Below are 10,216 nucleotides of genomic sequence, written 5' to 3' on the forward strand. Positions count from 1 at the left end.
CATGAATCAGGACGAGTTGCTCGCCCGCCTGCAAGGCTTTGAATGGAACGACTTCGAGTGCAAGAAAGCACTTCGCGGGGTGCCTGAAGACGCTTACAAAACGGTATCGGCCTTCGCCAATACTGCAGGTGGCTGGCTGGTATTCGGCGTGAGCGAGCAGAACGGCCAGCTTGAAGTCACAGGTGTTGACGAACCTGACAAGGTCCAAAACGACTTTCTAGCCGTGCTGCGCGGAGGGCAAAAACTCAACCGCGTGATTCGAGTTGAAGAGCGGCACTTCAACATCGACGGAAAACATGTGTTTGCCTTCCATGTGCCGGAATGCGTGCGTCATGAAAAACCGATCTATCTCAAGGGTGACCCGCGCCAAACCTACATCCGCCGTGGCGCGGGTGACGAGCAGTGCACGCCAAGCGAGCTGGAGCGGTTTCTTCGTGATGCTGCGCAAGACCGCTACGATGGTGCCGCGTTGCAGGACATTCCAGCGGAAAGCTGTTTTGACGAAACCACTGTCAAGTGGTATCAAGTCCAGTTTGGGCGGCGTAACCCTGAGCATGCAGAAATCAGTGAGCCCACTGCGTTTCTACTGAACTGGAACTTCATTGTCGAACAGGGCGGGAAACTGTTGCCCACCCGAGCTGGCGTGCTGCTATTCGGGCAAGCGCACTATGTGCGCCAAGTCCTGCCGCGCCCGGTGCTGGACTACCAGCGCATCGACACCGCCTTCGATAACTGGTCAGCCGAGCAGCGCTGGCATGACCGCTACGTGTTTGAAGAAAACATTTTTCAGACATGGCAGGGGTTGGTGGCGCGTTACATGCGTATTGCTGAGCACCCATTCTCGCTCGATCCAGCCACCCTACGCCTTAACGACGATCCGCCGGACTATGTCGCCTTCCGCGAGGCTGCCATCAATCTGTTGGTGCATCAGGATTACGGCGACCATGGTCGAAAGGCGTCCATCAAGCTATTCACCGACTGCACCGTATTTTGGAACCCCGGCGACGCCTTCGCCACCGCTGCTGAGTTGCTCGACGCGACTGAAAAGGAAGTACGCAATCCCGCCATCGTCAAAGCCTTCCGCCGCATCGGCCTCTCCGATCAGGCGGGCACTGGAATCCGTGCGATCTTCCGCAACTGGCACGAGCTGGGTCGCACACCGCCACAACTGACCAATGACAAGGCGCGTAAACAGTTCGAGCTAGTGTTGATCAACAAGCCGTTGGTGACGGTTGCCATGCAGCACTTCCGCCAGAAGCTGGGGGCGAACCTCAGCCCTGAACAAGCAGACGCGCTGGCCCTGGCGCTCGAAAAACCTCGCATTAGCCTCACCGACATCCGGGGGTTGGGTATTGGTACCACTCAGCAAGCCAATGCCATCGCCGACCGCCTCGTCGGCCAACAACTACTGGAACGGCTTTCCGATACTCAGTTTCAGGTGCCGGAGCGACTGCAACAGCGCTTTGCAAAGGAAACCGAGCAGGTTTCCAGGGAAGTCGGTACCCAGTCGGGATCGGATACGGACAGAACACAGCCAGAGTCGCAGCCAGAGTCTCAGCCAGAGTCACTGGAAAATCGGGTGCTGCGCATTCTGGCAACCAAGCCCGTCAGCAAAGCCGAAATCTCCGCGCAACTTGGGCAAAAAGAAGTCTCCGGACAGCTAAATAAAGTCGTGCGTGACCTGCTGGCAGTCAAAACCATTGAGTACACAATCCCGGATAAACCCAACAGCCGTTTGCAGAAATACCGGCTCACCGAACACGGGCTGGCACTCCTAGCCGACAAGAATAACGAGGAATCCAAGCTATGAACGATCTATTCAAAGAGTCTGCCAAGATATTCGGCCCGGTGGAATGTTTGGGTCAAACCTTCCCGAGCAACGATGCTCGGCGCGAGCACTTCCTGAATCTGTTGCGCGAGAAGCTGAAAGACCCGGAGTTTCGCAAGATCGAAGGGTTTCCAGTTGGCACAGATGAGGCCATCCTGGCGATGTCCGACCCGCCGTACTACACCGCCTGCACGAATCCTTTTCTGGAGGACTTTGTCCGCCACTACGGCAAACCCTATGATCCGAGCGTGAAGTACAGCCGCGAGCCGATGACGGTAGATGTGTCAGTCGGTAAGACTGACCCGCTTTACCGGGCACATTCGTATCACACCAAGGTGCCGCATCTGGCTATCGTCCCGTCGATCCTGCACTATACGGAGCCGGGCGACATCGTGCTCGATGGCTTTGGCGGATCGGGTATGACGGGTGTGGCCGCCCAGTGGTGCGGGACTGCTCCAGCGACTTACAGGCATGAACTGGAATCGGAGTGGAAGAAGCAAGGCAAAGCTGCGCCAAAGTGGGGAGCACGGCGCGTCATCTTGAATGACCTGTCTCCGGCGGCCACCTTCATGGCTGCCAACTACATCATGCCGTTCGATGTCGAAACCTTTGCCAAGGCAGGTAAGAAGCTGCTCAAGGAAGTGGAGCAGGAGTTTGGCTGGATGTATGAGACGCTGCACACCGATCACGAGACCAAGGGGCGGATTGAGTACACGGTGTGGAGCGAGGTACTGAGCTGCTCATCGTGCGCTGGTGAGATAGTTTTCACCGACGCTTCGAAGGACGAGGAAACCCAAGGTGTTGCTGATGTCTTGACTTGTCCACACTGCGGAGCCAAGGCCAAGAAAGAACAAATGGACCTCACTTTTGAGTCGTTCCTTGACCCTGCTACGCAAGCAGTTGAAAGGCGGCCGAAGCGTTTGCCCGTAACGATCGTATACAAGATAGGGAAGGCAAAATTCAGTAAACGTCCTGATGACGAAGATATGAAGACGCTGGCGAAGATTTCAGAATTGCTATTACCGTCTGATCTACCGGTTAGCAGACTACCTGATTGTCAAATGACAAGAGTTGGGAGAATGCGCACCACCAACACATCAGCAATTCACTTTATGTTTTTGCCGCGCGCTGCCCAAGCGATGGCATTGCTTTGGAAAAAGGCAAAACTCTATCCTGATCCGCGCATTAGAAACATGCTGCTTTTCTTTGTTGAGCAGGCGCTGTGGACCGCATCGCTACTCAACCGTTTCAGACCGACGGGTTACTCACAAGTTAATCAGTTTCTAACGGGCGTCTTTTATATTGCTTCACAGCATGCAGAACCTAGCCCTTGGTACATCCTTGAGGGAAAGCTTGATCGCCTTGCAAAGACATTCAGCTCTTTCACGACTTCACCTGGTCAAGCAGCAGTTACTACTGGGACAGCTTCGAACCTGCCTATCCCGAACTCATCAGTTGACTACATTTTTACCGATCCACCTTTTGGCGAGAATATTTACTACGCCGATCTGAATTTCCTTGTCGAATCTTGGCACCGCCTGACAACCGATGCCGAACCTGAGGCTATCGTAGATCGCGTCAGGAGCAAGGGGGTGCCCGAGTATCAGCACCTGATGCAGAGTTGCTTTGCTGAGTATTATCGAGTGCTTAAGCCGGGTCATTGGATGACGGTGGTTTTTTCCAATAGTCGTGCAGCTGTTTGGAACGCGATACAGGTAGCCCTGCAACATGTAGGCTTTGTGGTGGCGGAAGTGACCGCGCTGGACAAAATACAAGGCAGCTTTCAGCAGGTCACATCCACCAATGCAGTTAAGCAAGATCTGATCATTTCAGCCTACAAACCGAATGGCGGACTGGAGGATCGTTTGAACCGTACGGGTGCGACAGCCGAATCAGCATGGGATTTTGTCCAAACGCATCTGAAGCAGCTGCCCACGGTGAAGGTCACCGGCGGTGACTTCCCGGAGTTGCTGCATATCGTCGAACGGGATCCACGTCGTATCTATGACCGGATGGCCTCGTGGTTCATTCGCCACGGGGTGATGATGCCGATTTCCACGCCGGAGTTTTTGGCCGAGCTGCCACAACGTTTCGCTGAACGCGACGGCATGATGTTCTTGTCCGACCAAGTGGTGGAGTATGACAAGAAACGACAGCAGATTCCGCAGATTCGTGAGATGGAGTTGTTCGTCTCTGATGAGCGTAGCGCTATCGACTGGTTGACGAACTTCCTGAAGAGAAAGCCATCGACTTATTCAGAAGTTCACCCGGAGTACATCCCAGTCGTTGGTGCTGCCAAGAAGAAAGGTGAGGTGATTCCGGAGTTGGCCCAACTGTTGGAAGATAACTTCATCCAGTACGACGGCAAGGGTGATGTGCCCAGTCAAATACACAGTCTGCTGTCCACCAACTTCAAGGATCTGCGTGGCTTGGAAAAAAACGATCCACGTCTGATGGCCAAGGCAAAGGATCGTTGGTACGTTCCGGCCCCGAACAAGGCACAAGACTTGGAGAAGCGGCGTGAAAAGGCGCTGCTCAAGGAGTTTGATGTATACCGTACCTTTACCGGAAAACGCTTGAAGGAGTTTCGTCTCGAGGTTTTGCGCGCAGGGTTCAAGGCTGCGTGGGCTAACAAGGACTATAAAACCATCATCGCCACCGCGCAAAAGATGCCCGATGAGGCACTACAGGAAGATGAAAAACTCCTACTCTGGTATGACCAGGCGCTGACCCGTGCGGAGGTCGGTGCCTAAATGGAACTTAGCAGCGGATTCGCTTCTAGCCTGAAAGTGGGCGACTGGTGTTGGCACACTCGGCATGCGTCGCCTTGCCGCGTGGTCGAGCGCCAAGACATGTGGGGCGAAGTGAGTTTACGCGTCTGGCTGCCCGCCAAGGATGCAGTTGTGCGTGCCCGTGCGGCTGATATTGCGCCGCTTGCGGGTATCCGGCCATCCCTGAACCACATCCTGCATACGGCGGCGGCCGCTAAGCTTCTGGATGCGCTAGAGGACAACCTGCTGTTGGCGCCGATCCAGTCAAGCGTGGTGCCGTTGCCCCATCAGCTTTATGCCCTGAACCGCGCCATGAGCCGGGACCGCATTCGTTATCTGTTGGCGGATGAGGTGGGATTGGGCAAGACCATCGAGGCCGGGCTGATCCTGCGCGAGTTGAAGCTGCGCGGGATGGCTCGTCGCATATTGGTGGTCGCGCCCAAGGGTCTGGTGCGCCAGTGGCAGGCGGAAATGCGTCTGCACTTTGGCGAGAAGTTTCAGTTCATCGAGCCGGCCGAACTGGCCGCGTTCCGGCAATGGCGGGGTAACGCCAATGCGGACGAAGACAACCTATGGCGTGTGCACGACCAGGTGATCTGCTCGCTCGACTCTGTCAAGCCGCTGGAAGGCCGGCGCGGCTGGAGCCTGGAACAATTGACGAACTACAACCGCGAACGCTTCGAAGATTTGATCTCGGCATCGTGGGACTTGGTGATTATCGACGAATCTCACCGTTTGGGCGGCAGCACGGAGCAGGTGGCACGCTACAGGCTCGGTGCTGCACTGGCTGAAGCTGCGCCCTACCTGCTGTTGCTTTCGGCCACTCCGCACCAGGGAAAAACGGACCAGTTTTTGCGGCTGATGCAGCTTATCGACCGGGATTCATTCCCTGACGAAGGCAGCGTCACGCAAGATCGTGTGCGGCCTTTCGTCATTCGCACGGAGAAGCGCGTCTCGATTGATGCCGAGGGACAGCCGCTGTTCAAGCCACGAATGACCCGCTTGCAGGCCGTGGCGTGGCAATCGCATCACTCCGCTCAGCAGCGCTTGTACGAGGCCGTCACCGATTACGTGCGCCACGGCTACAATCAGGCGCTCGCTTCGAAGCAGCGGCACATTGGCTTTTTGATGATTCTGATGCAACGGCTGGTTACATCGAGTACGGCGGCCATCCGCACGACACTGGAGCGGCGGCTTGCGGCGTTGGAGTCTCCACTGCCGCAAGCCTCGTTGTTCGAACCTGCCTTTGACCATGGGGAGCCCGAAGAGTGGGCCGAGCTGGATGGGCAATCGCAAGTGGATCTCGCTGTGCAGGCCACCGCCGACACACTGGAAGCGGTCGCCCGTGAGAAATCCGAAGTCGAGATGCTGCTCGATCTGGCGCGGGAGACGGAGGCTGCCGGCACCGATGCCAAGGCTGAAGCGCTGCTGGAGCTGATCTACAAGCTGCAGCAGGAAGAGAACGACCCATCGCTTAAAGTGTTGATCTTCACCGAGTTCGTACCGACCCAGGCGATGCTGGCGGGTTTTCTGGAGAGTCGCGGCTTCTCAGTAGCTCTGCTCAACGGCGGAATGGATCTGGACGCGCGCGGCAAGGCGCAGCAAACATTCGCACGCGACATTCGTGTACTGATCTCAACCGATGCCGGTGGCGAAGGTCTGAACCTGCAGTTTTGCCACGTCATCGTCAACTTCGATATGCCGTGGAATCCGATGCGGATTGAGCAGCGCATTGGCCGGGTGGATCGCATCGGCCAGCGTCATGTGGTGCGCGCGATTAACTTTGTTCTGGAAGACACAGTCGAGCATCGCGTGCGCCAAGTGCTGGAGGAAAAACTCGAATTGATTGCAAAGGAGTTTGGCGTCGACAAGGCATCCGATGTGATGGATTCGGTGGAGTCTGAACCATTGTTCGATGAGCTGTTTGTTCACGGTCTACAGAACCCTGATGCCATCGAGAAGGAATGCGACGCCGTGATCACGCAGATCAAGGAGAAGATTGCGGATGCCAAGCAGAGTACGGATCTACTGAGCGACGGCCACGCGCTTGATGCGGATGACGCCCGCAAATGGCGTGATCATCCGGCGCAGTTTTGGCTTGAGCGCGCAATCACCAGTGGATTGCCGGCTCGCGGCGGTTCAGCGGTCAAGGTGGACCAAGCATGGCGCGTGAGATGGGTGGACGGCAGCGAATCGGCGCAGGCGTGCTTCGATGCCCGAACTGCCGAGGAAAACCCGGAGCTAGAATGGGTAACGCTGGAGGACCCAAGGGCGCGGGCGCTGATCAGTGAATTGCCACGTTGTGTCGCTGGGCAGCCGTTGCCGAGCATTCGCATTGCTGGACTGCCGGCGAGCATTAGCGGCATCTGGTCGTTGTGGGAGATCACTCTTTCCGCAGATGGGTTCAACCGCAGGCGCTTTCTGCCGTTGTTTGCCACCGATGATGGCCGCACCTACGTGCCTACCGCGAAACGCATTTGGGATTTGCTGCTGACTGAGCAGATCGAGGTACTGGACGCGATCGGAGATGGCCATGGGGTAGAGAGAGATGGTGACAACTGGGCTCATTGGTTCGAGATGTCCCATGCAGCAGCAAGTACACAAGGCGAGCGGTTGTTCTCGGAGTTGCTGGACGAACATGGCAGCCGATTGAAGGAAGAGCGAGAGCGTGTGGAATACGCCTACAACGCGCGCTATCAGGCGATTGGCCGCATTGGGTTGCCTGCGGTGCGGGAGCACCGCCGCAAGCGGCTTGAACAAGAACACCAGACTCGCATGGCAGCACTGGATGACGCGTCGGCATGCGTCCCTGATCTGAACGCGGTGATGATGCTGCGAGTCGGTACTTTGGGAGATACAGGCGTGCGGGGAGTTCGTACAGCATGAGTCTCTGGATTGATCGAATTCTCAACGAATTCCCGTCCGAGTTGGCCCGACTTTGGGTGGCGGCCGACCCGGACGGCGTTCTGTTGGATGAACAGATACTGTCGCTGCTACGCGAGCGCGGATTCGAAGTGTTGCCGTTTGAAGATTCAGTGACGTTTCGGGCGGAATACGAGGAACGCTACCGCGAGGCGTGGGACCGCAATCAGCAAGGCCCAGCCGGTGCGCTAGTGCTGCATTTGCGCTCTGCTGAAACCGGCAAGTTGCCGTGGGACTACCTTCGACAGGCACGGATCGTTCCATTAAGCCTCGCGAACCTGTTTTCCAAGCTTAGTTACGGCGTGGTCCGACAGATTGGTGCTGAACATCTAGAGACTTTGTTTGATGCGCAGTCCAGGCATGCGTCGCAGTCCCTGGGTGAAGCGGCGACGAAAGAGTTTGTTCTGACCCACATTTTTCGCGTCAGCCCCCATCTGATGTCACGGCCAGAGGATTTGTGGCGAGAATCGCTGCGTCTGCATTACCGCGATGCCGGCCTTCCATTAATTCTGGCTTTACACATGGCGCAGATTCTCGGCGAGAAGGACGCCTTCAATGGCATGCCTATCGCTGAGATGTTCTCATCAAAGAGCATACTGCTGCGTATTGTGCAGGACGCGTGGTATCGGTATCTGGAGCGCATCGGGGTAACCGGTTTTCGCGTGAGCGAAGCGGCACCAGCGGAGTATGTTGCCAAAATTGAAGTGCCGTTTAACCACCCAGATGTGCGAGCGATCGTCGATTCGATGTTCATGGATGGTACGCTGCATCCACTTTCGGTCCAGGGCATGCCGACAGGCGTTCCGGAATGGGTGAAGGTGGGCGTGGTTCAAGATCCGGCTGCATTGCAAAATCTTGTGCTGGAAGGAATCAAAAGCCTGATCGACACATTGCCTCTGCTTACATCCTCACACCGAGATTGGAGCCTGTTCGCACGACGCTTCGGGGAAGTTCTGTCTCGCTTCCACAGTCTGGATACGGCGCGAGCGGATCGCATTCGCGACAGCGTGGCGGAGCTGCAGCGGCTCGCGGATGAACGTCTGCACGCGTGGGTGGCGAAACACTACGCCGATCTGCCTTCGCTGCCGGTGGCAAAGGGACCGGTCATGGTGCATCATGTTCCCCGGTTCCTGTCCTTGCGCCGCAGTGCCGGAGAGGACAAGATTGCGCTTCTGGTGTTCGACGGTTTGGCGGTTGACCAGTGGATTCAGATTCGCGAGCACGTCGCCAAGTACTCGCCGAAGATAGGCTTCGAGGAGGGCGCGTGCTTCGCATGGCTGCCGACGCTGACATCCGTCTCGCGGCAGGCATTGTTTTCTGGGCTCAAACCTCGTGAGTTCGCCGCTTCCATTGAGACGACGGCGCAGGAACCTTCTCAATGGTCGCGTTTTTGGCAAGACCACGGATTGAGACCCAACGAGGTGATGTACCGCAAAGGCATAAAGCGCGTTGATCAGCTTGTGGAACTGGAAACTGCATTGTCCAACCCAGTCATCAAGGTGGCTGGTCTGGTTGTAGATACCGTGGACGAGATCGTGCACGGCGCTATCCTTGGAAAGCGCGGTATTGCAAACCAGATCGACAGTTGGTGCGAGTCCGGCTTTGTCGATCGGTTATTTGCTCAGCTCCTCGACATGGGCTACCACGTCTATCTGACAGCTGATCACGGCAATGTGGAAGCAGTAGGCGTCGGGCGCCCTAACCAGGGCGTAATTGCGGAGACACGCGGTGAGCGCGTCCGGGCCTATCGCAGCGAGGCGCTGCTGTCTGAGTCTGCCGTCGCGTGCCCTGGTGCAATTAAGTTGGATATTGCAGGGCTGCCGGCGAACTTTATGCCGTTATTCGCTGGTGCGCGAACGGCCTTTGTGACGCAGGGAGAGCAACTTGTTGTTCACGGAGGAATCTCTGTGGAAGAGCTAATCGTGCCTTTCGTAAAAGTAAGTTACGTGAATTGACCAATATGAAATCAACCGCTCCCACAATCGGCTTTGACCGATTCATTCATCTCGATTGGGTCACAGCAGCACTGAAGGTTCGTGCTGATATTATCAGCCTCGATAATCTAAATGAAATGCTAGATGCCGCTGGCCTTAGTGTCGCCGCTAAAAAGAAAACCCGTACTGTGTTGAACCGGCTTTGGCTTGATCCTCGCGCCGAACTTGTAGAGTTTGCCAATCGCGGCGTTGAAATCCTCAAGGCAAATCCTGATGTGCCAGTTCCCATGTTGAACTGGGGCATGAGCATCGCTACCTACCCATTCTTTGGAAAGGTAGCCGAACTAATGGGCCGTTTGTCGTCCTTGCAGGGTGACTGCGCTTCTGCCGAAATACATCGACGGATGAGCGAAATTTATGGGGAACGCGAAGGTACCTATCGTATGACCAACATGGTCCTACAGTCCCAAGCTAGTTGGGGTGCGCTGGAGCGGGTGGATAAAGGCAAACGACTGATTCGCCGGGCACCAATGAATCTGGCCAATGACCAAGCCGTTGCGTGGCTCGTGGAGGCCGTACTTCGCTATACCGGCAAGGCGGTATCCGTAACAACACTACAATCGATGATAGTAATCTATCCATTCGTGCTCGACCAGCCGCTCGCTTATATCGTATCAAACAGCCCAACCCTGGAGTTGCGGTCGGAGGGATCAAGCAATCAATTCATCGCCCTGCTCGCCCCTTCTAGTAAGGAAGAATTG

General features: G+C 56.2%; 5 protein-coding genes. All 5 read left to right on the forward strand.

The annotated features are described in order from the left end of the window. The first annotated feature begins 1 nt into the window (after position 1). Positions 2 to 1,810: an RNA/DNA-binding domain-containing protein gene (locus ACXX82_RS01135; protein ID WP_458562201.1), complete on the forward strand. Its 1,809-nt coding sequence runs from the start codon at positions 2 to 4 to the stop codon at positions 1,808 to 1,810. Next, positions 1,807 to 4,581, forward strand: coding sequence for a DNA methyltransferase (locus tag ACXX82_RS01140; RefSeq protein ID WP_458562202.1), 2,775 nt, complete (start codon positions 1,807 to 1,809; stop codon positions 4,579 to 4,581). Before ACXX82_RS01135 ends, ACXX82_RS01140 begins: the two co-directional genes overlap by 4 nt. Beyond that, the gene (locus tag ACXX82_RS01145) at positions 4,582 to 7,485 is read left to right on the forward strand and encodes a DEAD/DEAH box helicase (RefSeq protein WP_458562203.1); all 2,904 of its coding nucleotides are present in this window, start codon (positions 4,582 to 4,584) and stop codon (positions 7,483 to 7,485) included. Next, positions 7,482 to 9,476, forward strand: a complete 1,995-nt coding sequence (gene pglZ / locus ACXX82_RS01150) for a BREX-3 system phosphatase PglZ (protein WP_458562204.1) — start codon at positions 7,482 to 7,484, stop codon at positions 9,474 to 9,476. Before ACXX82_RS01145 ends, pglZ begins: the two co-directional genes overlap by 4 nt. Positions 9,477 to 9,481: 5 nt before the next feature. Continuing rightward, on the forward strand, positions 9,482 to 10,216 hold a 735-nt coding region (locus ACXX82_RS01155; protein ID WP_458562205.1), incomplete at its 3' end, for a hypothetical protein.

This window comes from Glaciimonas sp. GNP009, assembly GCF_054343755.1.

Coding starts and splice junctions, on each gene's coding strand:
- ACXX82_RS01135 (WP_458562201.1), top strand. CDS start 2: ATGAATCAGGACGAGTTGCTCGCCCGCCTGCAAGGCTTTGAATGGAAC.
- ACXX82_RS01140 (WP_458562202.1), top strand. CDS start 1,807: ATGAACGATCTATTCAAAGAGTCTGCCAAGATATTCGGCCCGGTGGAA.
- ACXX82_RS01145 (WP_458562203.1), top strand. CDS start 4,582: ATGGAACTTAGCAGCGGATTCGCTTCTAGCCTGAAAGTGGGCGACTGG.
- pglZ (WP_458562204.1), top strand. CDS start 7,482: ATGAGTCTCTGGATTGATCGAATTCTCAACGAATTCCCGTCCGAGTTG.